General features: G+C 47.5%; 15 protein-coding genes and 1 tRNA gene. 8 read left to right on the top strand and 8 right to left on the bottom strand.

The annotated features are described in order from the left end of the window. Window positions 1-110: 110 nt before the first annotated feature. Entirely contained in the window at window positions 111-287 is a 177-nt protein-coding gene (locus ACEW9I_RS02115; RefSeq protein WP_373538726.1) for a hypothetical protein, read from the bottom strand. 525 nt (window positions 288-812) lie between these two features. Here ACEW9I_RS02115 and ACEW9I_RS02110 point away from each other — a divergent pair. Next, the gene (locus ACEW9I_RS02110; protein WP_373538725.1) at window positions 813-1007 is read left to right on the top strand and encodes a hypothetical protein; all 195 of its coding nucleotides are present in this window, start codon (window positions 813-815) and stop codon (window positions 1005-1007) included. Then, the gene (locus tag ACEW9I_RS02105) at window positions 994-1260 is read left to right on the top strand and encodes a type II toxin-antitoxin system RelE/ParE family toxin (RefSeq protein ID WP_373538724.1); all 267 of its coding nucleotides are present in this window, start codon (window positions 994-996) and stop codon (window positions 1258-1260) included. Before ACEW9I_RS02110 ends, ACEW9I_RS02105 begins: the two co-directional genes overlap by 14 nt. A 94-nt stretch (window positions 1261-1354) precedes the next feature. On the opposite strand, the gene ACEW9I_RS02100 is transcribed toward ACEW9I_RS02105, so the two are convergent. The 4 genes from ACEW9I_RS02100 to gltB all read right to left on the bottom strand — a co-directional run bounded on the left by ACEW9I_RS02100 (window position 1355) and on the right by gltB (window position 8013). Further along, complete coding sequence (locus ACEW9I_RS02100) at window positions 1355-1561, bottom strand: hypothetical protein (RefSeq protein WP_373538723.1); 207 nt, start codon at window positions 1559-1561, stop codon at window positions 1355-1357. A 133-nt stretch (window positions 1562-1694) separates the two neighbouring features. Beyond that, window positions 1695-2180 (bottom strand): hypothetical protein, encoded by a 486-nt coding sequence (locus ACEW9I_RS02095; protein ID WP_373538722.1) that lies wholly within the window; start codon window positions 2178-2180, stop codon window positions 1695-1697. Between the two features lie 27 nt (window positions 2181-2207). Continuing rightward, entirely contained in the window at window positions 2208-3308 is a 1101-nt protein-coding gene (locus ACEW9I_RS02090) for a hypothetical protein (RefSeq protein ID WP_373538721.1), read from the bottom strand. Between the two features lie 109 nt (window positions 3309-3417). After that, complete coding sequence (gene gltB, locus ACEW9I_RS02085; protein ID WP_373538720.1) at window positions 3418-8013, bottom strand: glutamate synthase large subunit; 4596 nt, start codon at window positions 8011-8013, stop codon at window positions 3418-3420. A gap of 374 nt (window positions 8014-8387) precedes the next feature. Between gltB and ACEW9I_RS02080 the strand changes: the two genes are divergently transcribed. Together ACEW9I_RS02080 and gyrA are read left to right on the top strand one after the other, a co-directional pair. Continuing rightward, window positions 8388-8534 (top strand): hypothetical protein, encoded by a 147-nt coding sequence (locus ACEW9I_RS02080; protein ID WP_373538719.1) that lies wholly within the window; start codon window positions 8388-8390, stop codon window positions 8532-8534. An 89-nt stretch (window positions 8535-8623) separates the two neighbouring features. Further along, window positions 8624-11230 carry a DNA gyrase subunit A gene (gene gyrA, locus ACEW9I_RS02075; protein ID WP_373538718.1) on the top strand — a complete coding sequence of 869 codons (2607 nt, stop codon included), beginning with the start codon at window positions 8624-8626 and terminating at the stop codon, window positions 11228-11230. 272 nt (window positions 11231-11502) lie between these two features. Here gyrA and ACEW9I_RS02070 read toward each other — a convergent pair whose 3' ends face one another. Then, window positions 11503-12030, bottom strand: a complete 528-nt coding sequence (locus ACEW9I_RS02070; RefSeq protein WP_373538717.1) for a glyoxalase-like domain protein — start codon at window positions 12028-12030, stop codon at window positions 11503-11505. A gap of 290 nt (window positions 12031-12320) precedes the next feature. Between ACEW9I_RS02070 and rplS the strand changes: the two genes are divergently transcribed. Continuing rightward, complete coding sequence (rplS, locus tag ACEW9I_RS02065) at window positions 12321-12686, top strand: 50S ribosomal protein L19 (protein ID WP_106301592.1); 366 nt, start codon at window positions 12321-12323, stop codon at window positions 12684-12686. A 94-nt stretch (window positions 12687-12780) separates the two neighbouring features. Beyond that, a tRNA-Trp gene (locus ACEW9I_RS02060) sits at window positions 12781-12853 on the top strand. A 116-nt stretch (window positions 12854-12969) separates the two neighbouring features. Here the strand turns inward: ACEW9I_RS02060 and ACEW9I_RS02055 are convergent. Beyond that, window positions 12970-13320, bottom strand: a complete 351-nt coding sequence (locus ACEW9I_RS02055) for a DUF6464 family protein (RefSeq protein WP_373538716.1) — start codon at window positions 13318-13320, stop codon at window positions 12970-12972. A 271-nt stretch (window positions 13321-13591) separates the two neighbouring features. Here ACEW9I_RS02055 and psaC point away from each other — a divergent pair, with 271 nt between their 5' ends. After that, window positions 13592-13837: a photosystem I iron-sulfur center protein PsaC gene (gene psaC / locus ACEW9I_RS02050; RefSeq protein WP_373538715.1), complete on the top strand. Its 246-nt coding sequence runs from the start codon at window positions 13592-13594 to the stop codon at window positions 13835-13837. 258 nt (window positions 13838-14095) lie between these two features. Next, entirely contained in the window at window positions 14096-15970 is a 1875-nt protein-coding gene (gene glmS / locus ACEW9I_RS02045; RefSeq protein ID WP_373538714.1) for a glutamine--fructose-6-phosphate transaminase (isomerizing), read from the top strand. 204 nt (window positions 15971-16174) lie between these two features. Here glmS and ACEW9I_RS02040 read toward each other — a convergent pair. After that, window positions 16175-17473: response regulator (locus ACEW9I_RS02040; RefSeq protein ID WP_373538713.1), on the bottom strand; the 1299-nt coding region annotated here is incomplete at its 5' end.

The following is a 17473-nucleotide window of genomic DNA, read 5'->3' as shown; positions in this document are numbered from 1 at the left end:
TTGATTCTACGTCAAAGTTATGGATTTAAAAGTTTTAGTCTCATGAGAGAAAAGCTGTTAGCTTGCTTATTAAAGTAATCTCCGCATTCGCTCCGCTTACTTTAATAAGTTTAAATTATAACCGTAACTACGAGAGAGCCGGGTGTAGGCAGATCGTATGTTTTGAATGGTTCTAGTGGTGAAATATCCTCGGTGGTGTCTAAGTCTTCTGCGAGAATCCGAATTAGTTTGAGTTTTTCGGCAGCGGAGAGTTGCCGCGCCCTAGGAAGTACTTCAGCTAATGTCATATTATTGTCTCCATGATGCAATAATCTATTCTCTTAGTCTACTCGATTTACCTACTGCAATACTTTGAGATCGATCGACAACTCAAAGCACCAAATTATTGTCTAGGATCGATCTCTATTTGATGAGTGATGTTAAGTTGGCAATCATCTTTCTTGTATCTACTTTCAATCGATCGGTCTCTGCCTGATCTGCTTGAATGTGAAGATCGCTGAGTCCAATCTGGGCAAGGATAGTCTCGATCTCTTTCTCTTGTATTTCTTGCTTGTGGGTGTCTTTCTCTTGCGAAAGCTCTAGTTCGGGGGAAAAGGCTGCTTCCGTCTGTCAATATCTCCGTTATTCTGTCGATACTACGCTCGAATCTCGATTCTACTATTATAAGCTATGTTCCAAGCTAGGTATAGAAATCAGTTTAGGGATCGTTCATCTGGTCTAATTTTATTTTAGTCACAATTGATATGAGATCGCTTCGATCGAGCATAATATAAATACAGCATAAACCGATCGATTCGATCGTCATAGTCAATATGAGTACACCCGTAAAAGAACAGTACATCATTGATGCCGAAGGAAATAAGACTGCCATCATATTATCGATCGAACAATACGAACAAATGTTAGAAGATCTCCACGATCTCGCTATTGTTGCCGAACGTCGTACCGAACAGCCAGTCAGCCTAGCAAATATGCAAGAATGGTTAAAAGAAGATGGAATCTTATGAAATCGAATTTCAGCCATCAGTACGCAAGGATTTTCGGAAGCTGTCGCCAGATAATGCCAGCCGGATTTTACCAAGGATTGAAGAATTAGCTAAAGATCCTTTTCCACCTCAGTCTATTAAGTTGAAAGGGAGCGACCGACTATATCGAATTAGGGTTGGTGATTACCGAATTGTGTATGAGGTCGATGTAGATACCTGCCGGATCTTAATTTATCATGTCAGACATAGACGCGAAGTTTATCGCGATTTATGATTTCTATAATCTGTTAGTTTACTCATTGGTATAGCAGCTTCAGTAGGAGAGAGCATTGATGAGTCGAGATATACTCTACTACCCTGCGGTATATTCAATTTGTCCATGTTGCTTTTTCTTCAAGAATTTCAGCATCGATTTCTTCTGGTGTCTTGAATGATTCTTGTTGCGATCGAAGGTTTGTAATAGTTTCTAATAATGAGCTTCGTTGTCTGGTATTAATATATTCGATGACTTGAATCTGTTCTGTTGATGACAATCGATCGATCTCGATTAGTACTTGTTGCAATTGAGGACTCATCTTTCTACCTCTGAATACTTGTATCTATTTTAACTTGTGTTTCGATCGGGTGTGTCCCATTATAAACTCGATTGATCGACAACTCAATGTACCAGATTCTTGTTTAGGATAGATCTCAAGTATAGTCTCGAACTCAAATCGACAATACACGCTTATCCTTCTCCATTGCTAAAAAAGTTTCTTCTCCTTGATAAATGATGTTGATTTGTCCTCCAAATACATCATCGATTGCTAAAAACTTCTTTCCATCTATTTCTTCAATTTCACAACCAAAGATCGATCTAGGTAAACTCCCAATATCGTCATAATTACTTGTGCTGAACTGCTTGATATTTTTCAATTGAATAAACAAATATGGCCAATCACTCACGATAGAGGTACTTTTTGCGATCTCATCAGGCAGCCATACAGCATCCCACCGAATCGCTAAAGTTGCGGTTTGTTCGTAAGCAACATTAAAAAATACCCCAATCCAACCAGAATCATGTAGAGTATATTTTTTATTGAATTCTGTAAAGTTTATTTTCATGCCTTGTTCCCAAGGGAGATAATCTTCAACTAGCTCTCGGTAAAGCCAGGTTGGATAATCCAGTTCGTCAAAATCATCTGTTGAATTCATACTGTTAATCCGAATTCATAATTTTAATTATCTATTCAATAATTCTATTAGTTTTTCTCTGTTTTGTTCATCATCACCTCTTAGTCCAAATGTCATCAAAAGATTACCAAGAGTGCTGCTATAGGAAACATTGTCGGTTGAAGCTACTTTCTGGAGGAAAGATAACTGTAACTTCGATATGCTATCAATCTCTCTTTCTTGCCAGAAATCATCGTCATCATCACATTTGAAAACGAGTAATATTAGATCGTCTACAGAATCATCTAAACCCCATCCTTGCATCATTGCCTCAACTAGCTGAAATGTTTGCTCATCATTCAGTCGATCGACAAAATGTAATATATGGAAAGGTAATGCAGATTCGTGAACTCGAATATGTTCCCACAGACCATCTTTCTTACTTAGCTCTAGTAATCGAGCGAATGCTATTCCGCTAATATTTTCTTCTTCAACATGTGCTAAGGCAATAGCTGCTGATAGCTTAACTGAATCTGTTGCTGAAGAAATTAGGATGTCGCTCAGGAAAACAGTATCTATCTCCAGACAGTTTCTATCGCTTAAAATCACCAACCCAAATACAATTAAAGACTTAATATCCTCATGATTTTCTAGCTGAAAGGTTGAGTAGAATATCTGAACAATATTTTCTAATTGAAATTGACAATACATCAAAAGATAGATGGTACTATTTCTAATAAATACTGAATCATGATTAAGTAAATAAAAATATCGGGCTACTCCATCGGAAAGCGCACTTTGAGTTTCTGCAAATAAGGCTAGTGCCTCTGTTATTTGTATTTTCTCTTCTTCCGTATATTCCTCTTCGCAATTCTCTAGATTTATATTGCGTGAAGAGCCACTTGCCAAACAACCTAATTCTATCAACAAAGATTCTAAAATTCTTAAATTCATCTCCCGATCTAAGCGATCTATAAAGAATGGTATGACGAACGGTGCTACTACACCTATATCGCCCTGGTGATAACTTCGTCTGAAAAGTTCTTCTTCGGCTTCTTGCCTTGTCTTTTTATTTTCTGAGTTAAGAAGATGAAACTCTGCCACTAGTTCGGGATATTTCCCTGCTCTCGAAAATATATCTAGCAAATTTTCAAAGGATGAGTTATTCATAGTCAATAGATTAAAAGGAAATTGTAGCTAGAGAGAATCGCTCAACAATAAATAAAAAAGAGACCCCCAATGGAGTCCCCTTATTATAAGTTACCCTTGTTAAGGGCGATTAAGCACTCACAGCCTGCTTCGCACTGGCTTCTGGTGTTTCCGCCTCCGAAGGAGGAACTAACTGCCAGAACTTAGGCAGATACTCCGCCCACCGACTCAAGATTTCCTGTGCCTTCTGACTCCCCGTTTTCGCACCATGCGCCGCAATGAGATCCTTCAATTGCTGCTCGCCTGCGGCTGTTTGTACCCGTTGCCATTTGACGATTTCAGGATTGATTTTGGCGATGAATGTGTCATCTTCATCGAGGAAATAACCCAAACCGCCTGTCATCCCTGCGCCGACGTTGCGTCCGACTTGTCCCAGGACTACTACTACTCCGCCTGTCATGTATTCGCAACAGTGGTCGCCTGTGCCTTCGACTACGGCGGTGGCGCGAGAGTTGCGGACGGCAAAGCGTTCGCCTGCGCGTCCGTTGGCATAGAGGTAGCCGCCTGTGGCTCCGTAGAGGCAGGTGTTGCCGATAATTACGTTGCGGCTGGTGTCGAAGATGGTGCCTGTGTAGGGTTTGATCACGATTTCGCCGCCGTTGATGCCTTTGCCTACGTAGTCGTTGCTTTCGCCTGTGAGGATCAGGCTGACTCCTTCATGGTTGAATGCGCCGAAGCTTTGTCCGGCTGCTCCCTGGAAGTTGAGGGTGAGTTGTCCTTCAAATGCGCTGTCGCCGTATTTGAGGGCAATTGCGCCGGAAATACGGGCACCGATCGATCTGTCGGTATTCACGACGTTATAGGATTTGGTGGCGATGCCTTGATTGTCGATCGCGTGCCGAATATCTACATCTGCTAGAATTTCATCATCCAAAACGGCACCATTGGTATGGATGTTGCCGTGGATTAGGAAGGATCGATCGAGTTTAGTATCTGGCAATTGAGTCAAACAGTCGAGATTAATTGCGGCGACTTTAGTTAGCTTCGCTTCGGGGCGGAGGGTAAAGAGATCCGCACGTCCAATTAAGTCGTTGAGCGACTTGTAGCCGAGCCGCGCCAAGATGCTGCGGACTTCTTCGGCGATGAACAGGAAGAAGTTGACGACTTGTTCGGGGATGCCTGGGAACCGAGCGCGGAGATCTTCGCGCTGGGAGGCTACTCCGACGGGACATTTGTTGGTGTGACAGACTCGTGCCATGATACAGCCTTCGGCAATCATCGCGATCGATCCGAAGCCGTATTCTTCGGCTCCCATCAGGGCGGCGATGATGATGTCCCAACCTGATTTTAAGCCACCATCAACGCGGAGGAGGACTCGATCGCGCAAGTTATTATTCATCAGGACGCTGTGAACCTCGCTCAAACCTAGTTCCCAGGGGCTGCCTGCGTGTTTGATGCTGGAGAGGGGGGATGCTCCCGTACCGCCGTCGTGTCCAGAGATTTGGATGATGTCGGCGTTGGCTTTGGCGACTCCGGCGGCGATCGTGCCAATACCGATTTCGGCGACTAGTTTGACGGAGACGGCGGCTTTGGGGTTGATTTGGTGGAGATCGTGGATTAGTTGCTCTAGATCTTCGATCGAGTAGATATCATGGTGGGGTGGGGGTGAAATCAGCATCACGCCTGGTTTCGAGCGGCGGAGCATGGCGATGTATTGGCTGACTTTTGGCCCTGGCAATTGTCCGCCTTCACCTGGCTTGGCTCCCTGGGCGAGTTTGATCTCGATTTGTTTGCCGTTCATCAGGAATTGCGGGGTGACACCAAATCGTCCCGATGCGATTTGGACGATCGCGCTTTTAGCAATGTCGCCATTTCGCAAGCCTTTGAGGTGGGGGAGGATCGCGGATTTACCTTCGACGGCATCATCGATCGTTTTATAACGCACGGGATCTTCGCCGCCTTCGCCGCTATTGGATTTCGCGCCGATCCGATTCATGGCGATCGCTAGGACTTCATGGGCTTCGCGGGAGAGTGCGCCGAGGGACATGCCGCCCGTACAGAAACGCTTGACGATATCAGTCACAGGCTCGACTTCATCGAGAGAAATGGAGTTACGATCGGATTTGAAGTCTAACAGGTCGCGCAGAGCCGTTAAGGGGCGATCCTGGAGATATTTTTTATAGGTCTCATAGTGGTCGTAACCATCCTGCGTGGAGTAAGCATCTACCGCTTTGTGGAGAGCTTTAGCCAGTTGGGGGCTATTCATGTGGTACTCACCACTGGGGCGGTAGTTGAAGAAGCCGAGGTTTTCGAGTTTCTTCAGCTCTTTGGGGAAGGCTTTGTGGTGGAAAGTCATGGTTTCCTGCGCCACATCTGCCATCGTTAAGCCGCCGATGCGGGAAGTTGTGCCTTTGAAGGCAACATCGAGGACTTCGCGCCCGATGCCGATCGCTTCAAAGATCTGCGCTCCTTGGTAGGATGATAATAGGGAGATGCCCATTTTTGAGAGGATTTTGAGCAAGCCATCTTCGATCGCTTTCCGATAGTTAGCCTGCGCTTTATCAATAGTAATATCCAGTTCGCCCCGTCCAATTGCGGCTTGAGTTTTGGAACCACACCACCAACTGCGAACGGATTCCCAAGCAAGATATGGACAAATAGCAGATGCACCGAAGCCAATCAGACAGGCGAAATGGTGGGTACTCCAACATTGTGCGGTATCGACAACCAGAGATACCCGCGCACGTAAACCTTGAGCGGTCAGAAAATGGTGAACTGCGCCGACAGCTACCAACGGGGGAACGTAGGTAATTTCGTCATTTAAACCATCATTCGTCCAATCGCTGAGGATGATGATTTGTTTACCTGTTTTGACAGCTTCGAGGGCAGCGGTACACAATTTATCGATCGCGAGTTTCAATCCCCCTACGCCATCATTAACGGGATAAAGTGTGGAGATAAATTCGGTTCCCAATGAGGATGCTTTAATTACTTCTAATTCCGCCTCATTTAAGAGGGGACTAGTTAACTTCAACATCCCCGCATGTTCGGGTTTGGCCTCGAGCAAATTGCCTTTTTTACCCAGGCTGACATCGAGCGACATCACTAATTTTTCGCGCAATGGATCGATCGCGGGGTTAGTTACCTGCGCGAAGCGTTGTTTAAAGTAGTCGTATAAAGGATGCGCTTTTTCGGATAATACGGCGAGGGGAATATCGTCGCCCATGCAGAAAGTCGGCTCTTTGCCATTTTCTGCCATATCATTGACGATCATCGCGACATCTTCTTCGGTGTAACCAAATGCCGTCTGCTGCTTGAGCAAGTTCGCCGATTCGATCCGACAGCTAGCTTCAAATGGTTGAGTAACGAGGGTTTGGCGATGCTCTTTCAACCATGCACCATAAGGATGCGCTTGGGCGATCCGCTGTTTAACTTCCCAGTTGTGGAGAATTTCCTTAGTTTCTAAGTCTACAACGATCGTCTCACCAGGGCCGAGGCGACCTTTTTCGATGATTTCCTCCACAGGTAAATCGACAACTCCAGCTTCGGAGCCAACATAGAGATAACCATCCTTGGTAATACAATACCGCGCCGGACGCAAACCATTGCGATCGAGCGTTGCGCCCACTACTTTACCATCGCTAAACGAGATCAACGCGGGGCCATCCCAAGCTTCTTGCAATCCCGAATAGTATTCGTAAAAGTCGGTAATTTCGGGATAATTATCTAAATCCGGCTGATTTTTGTACGCTTCTGGTACCATGATTGTCAGCCCTTCGATCGGACTGCGCCCCGAGCGCACTAGTAATTCCAAGACATTATCTAATGTCCCCGAATCGCTATTATCCAGATTCAAAATCGGCTGTAACTCGCGCAACCGCTCGTTCCACAGCGGATGATTGAGATCGCTTTCCCGCGCCGTCATCCCATTAATATTGCCTAATAGCGTATTAATCTCGCCATTGTGCCCCAACATCCGCATTGGTTGCGCCAATGGCCATTTGGGCAAGGTATTGGTACTAAACCGTCGGTGATACACCGCAAACGCTGCCGTAAACTCAGGGTTAGTTAAGTCACTATAAAACTCACCCAATACCGCCGATCGTACCATCCCTTTGTAGACGATCGTCCGACTCGACAACGAGCAGATATAAAAATCATCTCCAGGCTTGATAGTACCTTCTGCTTGCATCACCTTGACGATCTTCCGGCGCACCATGTACAGCTGACGCTCTAGTTCATCCCCTGTGGTATTGCCAGCCAGAACTAGCTGCTCGATATGGGGCTGATTTTCCCGCGCTTGAGTACCTAAAGTCTCTGGCTTAACTGGCACCTCGCGCCAACCGATTAATTGACACTGTTCCTGAGCGATGACATCCGCAACAATGCTCTTGGCAACAGCCCGTTTTGTTAGATCTTGAGGCAAGAAAATCATCCCTACAGCCAACTGGGATCGATCTACAGTTACCTGCTCCAGATCGAATAATGCCCACGGAATCTGTGTCAAAATCCCCGCACCATCACCAGAATCCCGATCTGCACTACAACCACCGCGATGCTCCATACAAGTCAAAGCTGCCAGCGTTTGCGCGATCAGCTGATGACTAGTTTCTCCCGCTGGACAAGCAATAAACCCCACTCCACAAGCATCTCGTTCTTCTACCAACCAGCGAGGGCCTAGATATGGTTCCTGGTTAGCAGCAGTCGAAGTGGTGGAATTTTCCATACGCCAATGATGATCTGTGTGGTTCATAGTTATGTAGTGCGGGGAGACGATCGGTAGATGTAGATAATATCTTGCTCGATTGAGCTGTGGTGTGGTTCGACTCCGCTCGGTACAAATAGCGTCGGTAAGGGCGAATCGGCTGCTGAGTATTGGCTCAGATATCAATGCTATTGTCGATCTCGACCTATAGCTTGTAGCAGGATTCAAACTTTATTTATGTATCACCGATTACCTTATGCCGATCGGACGTTGCCGCTACGGTGGATGAGTGTCGCCCGATCTGTGAGTGGAAGAGTGCCAGATCGGATGGCAAGTTGACAACCTGAAGGTCGATCGAAGTTTGGATCGATATCTATTATAACAAGGATTATTTATTGAGGGATACCGAACCGATCGCGCTACTATCGGCGGAAAATATTCCCAAGGCTTTATCTTATCCAGCAATCTCGCCAATTTATTATCTCACTCAATTGATGAGTTGTCTGGCGATCGTCCCATCCATCATCCAGCAAGCCCTGTAGCCACGATCGCTAGCGTACACGTACCCCCCTAAATGTGATAAAATTGAACTAGCCACTAGGTACAATCAGCAAGCCAAACGGAGCAATTCATGACAACTTCCCAAGAGCGAATCGTCCCTACAGATCTACGACTTGAGATGTCGCGCTCTTACCTGGAATACGCGATGAGCGTAATCGTAGGGCGGGCACTTCCCGATGCCAGAGACGGCTTGAAACCAGTCCACCGCCGCATCCTGTATGCGATGCACGAATTGGGTTTGACAGCAGATCGGCCGTTCAGAAAGTGCGCGCGGGTAGTCGGGGAAGTGCTGGGTAAATACCATCCTCACGGTGATACAGCCGTGTATGACGCGCTGGTGCGGATGGCTCAAGATTTTTCGATGCGAAATCCGTTGATCAACGGACATGGTAACTTTGGTTCGGTCGATAACGATCCACCAGCGGCGATGCGGTATACCGAGTGTCGCCTGCAAGCATTGACGATGGATGCGGTGTTGCGGGACATCGAAGCGGAAACGGTAGACTTTGCCGATAACTTTGACGGTTCGCAACAGGAACCAACTGTATTACCAGCGAGGATTCCGCAGCTATTACTCAATGGTTCGTCGGGGATTGCCGTCGGGATGGCGACAAATATCCCACCGCACAACTTGGGCGAATTGATCGATGGGGTGGTGGCGTTGATCCACAATCCTGAGATTACGGATATGGAATTGATGCAATATATTCCTGGTCCTGATTTTCCTACGGGCGCGCAGATCCTCGGCACATCACCGATCAAGGAAGCTTACGCGACTGGACGCGGATCGATCGTCATGCGCGGGGTTGCCAATATTGAAACATTAGAATATAAAGGACGACCCGATCGCGAAGCGATTATTATTACAGAATTGCCCTTCCAGACAAATAAGGCTGCGCTGATCGAACGGATCGCCGAAATGGTTAACGACCACAAACTAGAGGGGATCTCCGACATTCGAGATGAAAGCGATCGCGATGGGATGCGGATCGTGATCGAACTCAAGCGAGACGCCTACCCCCGCGTAGTTTTAAATAATCTTTACAAACAAACGCCCATCCAAACCAACTTTGGTTGCAACATGCTGGCGTTGGTAAATGGCGAACCCCAGCTCCTGACGCTCAAAAAATTCCTCACTGTCTTCCTCGATTTTCGGATCGAATCAATTACGCGTCGGACTCGTTACGAGCTACGCAAAGCTGAAGAGCGCGATCACCTGTTGGGCGGTTTATTAATTGCACTAGCCAACCTCGATGCCGTAATTCGCTTGATTCGGGGTGCGGCGGACTCAGCCACAGCCAAACAGGAGATGATCGAAAGATTTGAACTGTCTGATTTTCAATCCGATGCCATCCTGCAAATGCAGCTACGGCGGCTGACAGCTCTAGAAGCTGACAAAATCCGCTTAGAGCATGAAGAGCTGACAATCAAGATTACCGATCTCAAAGATATTCTCGCGCGGCGGGAACGGATTCTAGACATCATCCAGACTGAAATCGCCGAAATTAAGACCACTTTTGCTACCCCTCGTCGCACCCTGATCGAGCATAACGAGGGAGACTTAGAAGATACCGACCTCATCGCCAATGAGAAGTCCCTGATCCTCGTCACCGAGCAGGGCTATATCAAACGGATGCCCGTCAGTACCTTTGAGACTCAAAGCCGTGCTACGCGTGGTAAAAAAGGGACAGGGATGAAAGAAGAAGATGCGATCGAGCATTTCCTCACCTGCTGCGACCACGATACGATCCTGCTATTTAGCGATCGCGGGGTAGTATATACAGTCAAAGCCTACCAAATCCCCGTCTCTTCCCGCACCGCCCGAGGCATTCCGATCGTCCAAATGTTGCCAATTCCCCGCGAGGAAAAGATCACCTCAGTGGTACCTGTGAGCGAATTTAGCGATGATGAATACCTGATCATGCTCACTCAGAAGGGCTTCATCAAAAAGACCGCGATCTCGGCATTTGCCAGCGTCCGTGCTAATGGTCTGATTGCCATCTCACTGGAAGATGGGGACGGCTTACGGTGGGTACGTCGTGCTAAAGAGACTGATAGTGCGATTATCGGTACCCGCAATGGGATGACGATCCATTTCCGAACCGATCGCGATCAGCTCCGCCCATTGGGACGTGCTACACGCGGTGTCAAATCAATGTCACTCAAAAAGGGCGATGAGCTAATCAGCATGGATATCTTGCCCAGCCAAGTCATCGCCCAGATGGTGGCGGCGAGTGAAGATCCTGGCGTCGATGATATCGATGATACTGTGACCGAAGATGTCGCAGTGCCAGCAGGTGAAGGGCCGTGGATCTTGGTAGTTACTACAGGTGGACTCGGCAAACGGGTACCAGTGACTCAGTTCCGGCTCCAAAATCGGGCGGGGATGGGCGTACTGGCGATCAAGTTCCGCAAAAAAGGCGACAGGTTAGCCGCCCTACGGGTAGTCAATTCCGACGAGGAAATGATGATTGTCACCAATCGCGGCATTATCATCCGCCAAGCGATCGATGCCATCTCGTCCCAATCCCGTATGGCAACAGGCGTACGCGTCCAGAAGCTAGATGATGATGATGCCATCATGGCAGTCGCGATCGTCCCAGCTTCCAATGGCGAAGAGGACTTACTAGATGTCGATGCTGTAGATGTCGATGCAGTCGAAGTAGAAGAAGTCTAAATCTCGCGAGGAGATCGTCACCATATCACCATAAACCAGGTAGGGCAATTCATGAATTGCCCTACCTGGTTTTTTTGGGCGATCGGAGATTGCCAGTTAACGAAGTTTCGATCGACTAAGTAGGTGCAATTATTTATCAACTAGATTATGCCTAAAACCTAGCTGGTGGGCAGTGCCCACCCTACTGGCTCTGGGGTGGGGTAACACGGGATTTCGATTGCGATCGAAATTCACTCTCACAATTTCGCCATCAACTATCAACTGTCAACTTCCTAATTCGCTGCCTCAGCCATTTCGATCGTCCGCCCGTCATAATCCTTCACCAAAAAGTTCAGTGGCTTCTCATTCCGAATCTTGTGCTTGACGCCACGGGTTTGAATCCGCATCAAGATTTGCTCCAGACAGTCGCGATCGAAACAAACGTGTCGCTGACGATTTTTCTCGCCCAGGCTAGTCCCATCAATCACATGCAGTTGGGCATTCTTCTTGAGCTGATACCATAATCCTTCCGCGCCTTTCATCCCGCGCACACTCGCTCTCCCCATCGGCGCAGCCAAATACATCGGATCGATCCCCGCAGTCCCGATCGTCTGCTCGTAATCATAGTAATAGTGGAGTGGCACCTGCGCGATCGGCAGATTCAACAATCCTTCATACAAATCCCGCGCCACTTGGAGATCGGACACCATCACCGTATATACCTTGGGGGCACTAGAGAGAAACAACCACATCGCCCCAGCATAGGCTGCTAGCAGCATCACCATGATCCCTTGGGTCGAGAAGAGACTATCTAGAGGCATAACATCTACAGAGCTAGGATAAAATAATATGTTAACAGTTTGGCTCAAATAATTGGACAAAGTAGGGCGGCAATCGATCGAGGTTCAGCTATTACTCAGAGGTTGTCGCCCTTCTTTGTGCCCGATCTGCCTATGTTGTGCCACAACTACTCCCCCCACCCCAGAAATAGACGCGATCGATTCACCATCCACCACCTACCCTGGATATCTAATTTGACATCAGGAAAAATATCCTAGCCAAATTCACGTTCGTCTGGTATGATGAGAGTCTGTGAATTTTTTCAAACCACATGAAAGCTCAGGAAATTATTCGCTCGATCGAAGCGGAGTATCTAAAATCCGATCTGCCCACCCTTCACGTGGGCGACACCGTCCGTGTGGGCGTAAAAATTCAAGAAGGTAACAAAGAACGGGTTCAGCCTTACGAAGGCATCATCATTGCTACTCGTAATGGTGGCATTAACGAAACGATTACTGTCCGGCGTGTCTTTCAAGGTATTGGTGTGGAGCGGGTATTCCTGTTGCACTCACCCAAGATCGATAGCGTCAAAGTAATTCGTCGTGGTAAAGTCCGTCGTGCAAAACTGTTTTATCTTCGCGATCGCGTTGGTAAAGCAACTCGCGTCAAACAGCGGTTCGATCGTCCTTTGGAATAATCATTTGATTCATGCCAAAGTATCCTGACCATAAACTTTAGTTTCGTACTATACTAATCTACAGGGTCAGGAAGATCGATCCACAATCATTCATGCGTCCTTAGTTCAGTTGGTAGAACGTTGGTCTCCAAAACCAAATGTCGAGGGTTCAAGTCCTTCAGGGCGCGTCTATTAGGTGTTAGGATTTAGGTTAAATACAAGAAGGGTGGATTTTTCATAGAAAAGATCCACCCTTTTGAAGATGGTAGTCACTGACCACCATCCAATCCCTAAAGCCTAACACCTAATCCCTAAACCGACACCCTTCACACGGTCCATGTGGATGAACGGCGCAGCGGAGCAAGGTCGATCGAGCATTGTACTGACAAGTAGCATCACCAATCGTCCATTGACCATCAACGAGACTTTGTTCGTCTGGGCGAGTAGCAGACTGCACGTAGACAACTATTTTGTTTAATTTATAGCTACCAGACTCTAGATGATAGCGGTGACGACGCTCTAGGACAGAATAAGTCCTGCCATCGACATCGAGATAGTTGCCTGGTTGTGGAGTCCAATCCAACCAGACTTTGGCAACTAATTCTTCCGATTGGGTCAAAATTACTTCAGTAAGTAAAGATGCTGCTGTCCTCATTAAATCTCCATGATGACCACTACACACTATTTTAACGCTGATTGAGAGCTAAATTCCGCTTCCCACGAACTTGACGATCGACTGTGTACTCTTCAATCGAGACATGACCAGTAGCACCGCCGTTGTTTGCGGTCGTTGCGCTCCTAATAAAAGTTAAAAACCTTTAACTTATGTAGCCTTTGTGATAACTAGCATCTGCGCCTGCGGTAAACTAAGCATTGATTCTAAGTTTTGGCAAAACTAAAACTTTATCGTTGGGAGCAAGATTGTTATGTCTCATAGTGTCAAAATTTATGATACCTGTATTGGCTGTACTCAGTGCGTTCGGGCTTGTCCTACGGATGTACTAGAGATGGTACCTTGGGATGGCTGCAAGGCTTCTCAAATTGCCTCCTCACCACGTACGGAAGATTGTATCGGCTGCAAACGGTGTGAAACTGCTTGCCCTACAGACTTCCTGAGTATTCGCGTCTATCTAGGCGCGGAAACTACTCGGAGCATGGGTCTAGCATACTAGTAGTAGTCTCAACTAGTCATCTGGAGACTGAGGACACCATTGGGTGTCTTTACGCTCCAGTTGTGCTGGTCGCGAAAAATCTGATGCAGCAGTGGCTGTGGGGACGATCTTCACAACTTTGGACGAACTTTGCACTAGTTGTTACATTCGATCGCTAGTTGGGTGATTATAGTAGTAAAGTGGTGTCAAGCTCAACAGTGGTGAGCCTGCCAAGAATACACCAAAGCTCTGATCGTTGTTGCGGGAGAATTAAACTGTATGTGCGGAATCGTTGGCTATATTGGCGATCGACCAGCCCAATCCATTCTAGTCTCAGGATTGGAAAAACTCGAATACAGAGGTTATGACTCCGCAGGGGTAGCAACCATCATTGAAGGCAATCTCGACTGTATTCGGGCTAAAGGCAAGCTGCACAACCTCCGCGAGAAAATTGAGCTAGCAACCAGCCACTCACCCATCGGGATCGGACATACGCGCTGGGCGACACATGGCAAGCCCGAAGAATACAACGCCCACCCGCACACAGATACCCAGCGACGGCTGGCGGTAGTGCAGAACGGTATTATTGAGAACTACCGCGAACTGCGCGAAGAATTAAAAAAACAAGGACATGAATTTCGCTCGGAAACCGATACCGAAGTCATCCCCCACCTCATTTGTCAATGCTTTGCCGACGGTGCCGATACCTTGATGGTAGCAGTGCAGCAAGCCGTCCACAAATTATCTGGTGCCTTTGCGATCGCGGTGATTTCGGCAGACTATCCTGACGAAATGATTTTAGCCAGACAACAAGCACCCCTAGTCATCGGCATCGGTGAAGGCGAATATTTTTGTGCTTCCGACACACCTGCGATCGTCCAATATACTCGCACTATCCTACCGTTAGAAAATGGCGAAATGGCAAGACTCACCAGAGACGGAGTAGAAGTCTATACCTTCGATGGTGCCAAAGTGCGCCGCAAGCCGCATAGTATTAGTTGGAATCCGATCGCCGTTGAGAAACAGGGTTTCCGCCACTTTATGGCAAAAGAAATCTACGAACAGCCAGCCGTCGTCAGAACTTGTCTCGAAGCCTATCTCGATCTTGATTGGACTCTTAGTAGTAATAAATCTCCCTTCAAACTCAATCTCCCCGCATCCATCTATACCGATCTCGAAAATATCCAGATTGTCGCCTGTGGTACCAGCCTCCACGCTGGAATGGTTGGTAAATATCTGCTCGAAGAACTCGCCCAAATTCCCACAGCAATCCAATATGCGTCCGAATTTCGCTACTCACCCCCACCACTAATCGCGAATACCCTCACAATTGGGATTACCCAATCAGGTGAAACCGCTGATACCCTCGCCGCAGTCGAAATCGAAAAATCCCGCCGCCAAGATAAAGCACCTAAATATCACTCCCGCCTCCTCGCCGTCACCAATCGGACAGATAGTGCCATCACTCGCATTGTTGATTGCGTTATCGACACCCACGCAGGCATGGAAATCGGCGTAGCCGCCACCAAAACCTTCATGGGTCAATTGATGGCGTTTTACTTCCTCTCGCTCGATCTCGCCCATCGTCGTGGGACAATTACGGTCGATCGCTTGTCCGAAATCATCGCCGGATTAAAAGTCCTCCCTTCCCAAATCGAAGTCATCTTAGAAACCCAAGAAAAATACATCGAAGAACTCTCCCACAGCTTCCTCGATACCCATGATGCCATCTTCCTCGGTCGCGGCATCAACTTCCCGATCGCTCTCGAAGGTGCCCTAAAACTCAAAGAGATCAGTTACATCCATGCCGAAGGTTATCCCTCTGGCGAGATGAAACACGGCCCGATCGCGCTACTCGATGCTAAGGTACCCGTAATTGCGATTACGATGCCAGGGAAAGTATACGAGAAAGCTATTTCTAACGCCCAAGAAGCCAAAGCGCGAGATTCACATTTGTATGGAGTAGTTGCAGCAAGTGATAAGGATGCAGCAGAGATATTTGATAAAGTTTTGCCTGTGCCAGATGTGGATGAATTATTATCACCCGTGCTCACAGTTATTCCGATGCAATTGATGTCTTATCATATTGCCGCAATGCGCGGACTAGACGTCGATCAGCCTCGTAACCTCGCAAAATCGGTTACAGTTGAATAGTCATTTTAATGTAAAAAAGCTGTTGTGGAAGCATAATAAAGTTGCGTAATTTCTCGATCGCTTTCTCCTCTAATGGCTAAAGTCGAGTTGGAGAAGTCCTTGGGTATTGCCGTAATGGTCGAGATGTCCTAATCGCCCTAGCGGTTGCTCTAAGTGCGACAAGACAGGGTAAAGCCCTATTCCCGCACTTTTCGCTGTCAACTTTCAATTACGTCCGTTCGGATTTGCTATTTCAACTAGAGATCTGAGCGTTCCTAATAGCTCTGGTTCGGTATATGGTTTGGAAAAATAGGCTGAAGCACCTAAATTCATGGCTAACATCCGATGCTTTTCGCTGTTACGTGAGGTTAGCATCAAAATCGGTAACTTTTCAAAATTTTCATGCGATCGCAAGGTTTCAAGTACTCCATAACCATCTAGGCGCGGCATCTCGATATCGCAGATGGCTGCTTGAACTACTAACCCGCCCAGGAGTTTATCAACTGCATCGCGACCATCGCTAGCTTGTTCGACTTGATAGCCTTCTTTTTCTAACATTACTGCTAAATAACGCCGGACATTGATCGAGTCATCGATGACCAAAATCGTATCGGGTTGCTTTTGTCCCGATCCTGGTGCAAGACGATTTGAGCCATCAACTGCGAGAGAATTTAGCGTTGTCTCAGAGCTAATGACGCTCGACATCCACTCGGCTAACTGGATCAGATCGACGAGGGGGACGACGCGGCCATCGCCTAAAATCATCGAATTACCGAAACCTGGCGTTAGTGGCATCGGGCAATCGATCGATCGCAGAGTTACTTCTCGTTCGCCCCAAAATCGATCGATGTGAAAGGCGGCGGTCGATCGATCGTCGCCGACGATTAGTACTGTCGGTTGGTCGATGGTGGGCGTTCCAGGCAATTCAAACGGGCGATGATTGCGCCCGAAGGTAACTCCTCGCTCTAGAGCAATTAGGGGGATTTCTTGGGATTGCCAAGCAAGTTTCGTACCACCTACGGTGGCTAAATCGGGCTGAAAGCGGATGGTTTGCTTGATACTATCGACAGACACGGCAAAGACAAAACCCGCCCGTTCTAGCAGCATAACCTTGGCGATCGAGAGGATAAAGGGGACGCGGATAATGAAGCTCGTCCCTACTCCAGGTTGGGTGTTGACGCGAATATTGCCGCGAATTTGTTCGATATTCGTGCGGACGATATCCATACCAACCCCGCGTCCAGAGAGTTCGGTGAGATTGGTCGCGGTACTAAAACCTGGCTCAAAGATGGTGTCTAGTAATTGGGATTCGGGCAGTTTTGCTACTTCTTCAGGGGGTAAACCCATCTGTTGCAACCGATGGCGGATGCGATCGAAGTCGATTCCACCGCCATCGTCGGAGATGGTAATGACAATCTCATCATTACGTTGACTCGCTGCTAGCACGATCGTCCCTGGGGCGGGTTTGCCCGCAGCCAAACGCGTCTGGCGATCTTCGATGCCATGATCGAAGGCGTTCCGTAA

The sequence above is a fragment of the Chamaesiphon sp. genome, assembly GCF_041738855.1.
GTDB lineage: Bacteria > Cyanobacteriota > Cyanobacteriia > Cyanobacteriales > Chamaesiphonaceae > Chamaesiphon.
Note: the sequence above shows the minus strand (reverse complement) of the source record. Positions and strands in the feature narration are given on the sequence as shown.

What these genes read in the sequence shown, in the direction of transcription:
- ACEW9I_RS02115 (WP_373538726.1), bottom strand. Translation starts at nt 287, where the DNA reads ATGACATTAGCTGAAGTACTTCCTAGGGCGCGGCAACTCTCCGCTGCC.
- ACEW9I_RS02110 (WP_373538725.1), top strand. Translation starts at nt 813, where the DNA reads ATGAGTACACCCGTAAAAGAACAGTACATCATTGATGCCGAAGGAAAT.
- ACEW9I_RS02105 (WP_373538724.1), top strand. Translation starts at nt 994, where the DNA reads ATGGAATCTTATGAAATCGAATTTCAGCCATCAGTACGCAAGGATTTT.
- ACEW9I_RS02100 (WP_373538723.1), bottom strand. Translation starts at nt 1,561, where the DNA reads ATGAGTCCTCAATTGCAACAAGTACTAATCGAGATCGATCGATTGTCA.
- ACEW9I_RS02095 (WP_373538722.1), bottom strand. Translation starts at nt 2,180, where the DNA reads ATGAATTCAACAGATGATTTTGACGAACTGGATTATCCAACCTGGCTT.
- ACEW9I_RS02090 (WP_373538721.1), bottom strand. Translation starts at nt 3,308, where the DNA reads ATGAATAACTCATCCTTTGAAAATTTGCTAGATATATTTTCGAGAGCA.
- gltB (WP_373538720.1), bottom strand. Translation starts at nt 8,013, where the DNA reads ATGGAAAATTCCACCACTTCGACTGCTGCTAACCAGGAACCATATCTA.
- gyrA (WP_373538718.1), top strand. Translation starts at nt 8,624, where the DNA reads ATGACAACTTCCCAAGAGCGAATCGTCCCTACAGATCTACGACTTGAG.
- ACEW9I_RS02070 (WP_373538717.1), bottom strand. Translation starts at nt 12,030, where the DNA reads ATGCCTCTAGATAGTCTCTTCTCGACCCAAGGGATCATGGTGATGCTG.
- rplS (WP_106301592.1), top strand. Translation starts at nt 12,321, where the DNA reads ATGAAAGCTCAGGAAATTATTCGCTCGATCGAAGCGGAGTATCTAAAA.
- ACEW9I_RS02055 (WP_373538716.1), bottom strand. Translation starts at nt 13,320, where the DNA reads ATGAGGACAGCAGCATCTTTACTTACTGAAGTAATTTTGACCCAATCG.
- psaC (WP_373538715.1), top strand. Translation starts at nt 13,592, where the DNA reads ATGTCTCATAGTGTCAAAATTTATGATACCTGTATTGGCTGTACTCAG.
- glmS (WP_373538714.1), top strand. Translation starts at nt 14,096, where the DNA reads ATGTGCGGAATCGTTGGCTATATTGGCGATCGACCAGCCCAATCCATT.